This is a genomic window from Halovibrio sp. HP20-59 (assembly GCF_033052795.2).
Classification (GTDB): domain Bacteria; phylum Pseudomonadota; class Gammaproteobacteria; order Pseudomonadales; family Halomonadaceae; genus Vreelandella.
The window spans coordinates 1-277 of sequence record NZ_JAWJUW020000081.1 but is presented as its reverse complement, the minus strand read 5'-3'; the positions used below and the strand labels follow the sequence as shown (position 1 = coordinate 277).

Genomic DNA, 277 nt, shown 5'->3' with positions numbered 1-277 from the left:
AGACAACACTGGCCAAACCCAAGCCGAGCCACAATGGCGACCACTGGCTGTGTTGCCAACGCTCACTGCAGCCATCAATGGTGAGTTGCAGGTCAACGAATCTCTCGTGCGCAAACTCGCAAGCGCCCGCGACAATCCCCACGTCCTGGACGACGCGACCATCGAACGGATCGAGCGGATGTGTCAGGGGCAGCGCGACCTACTTCCGGTCTATCGACAGCAGATCGAACGTTGGAGGACGGAAGCGCGCTCAGACGCGAAGGCGAAAGCGATCCGG

General features: G+C 60.6%; 1 protein-coding gene. It reads left to right on the top strand.

Annotated features, from left to right (window positions below; genetic code table 11):
• Positions 1-49 precede the first annotated feature (49 nt).
• Positions 50-277 (top strand): hypothetical protein (locus tag RZA33_RS19455; RefSeq protein WP_317509742.1); only part of this gene is annotated, 228 nt, incomplete at its 3' end.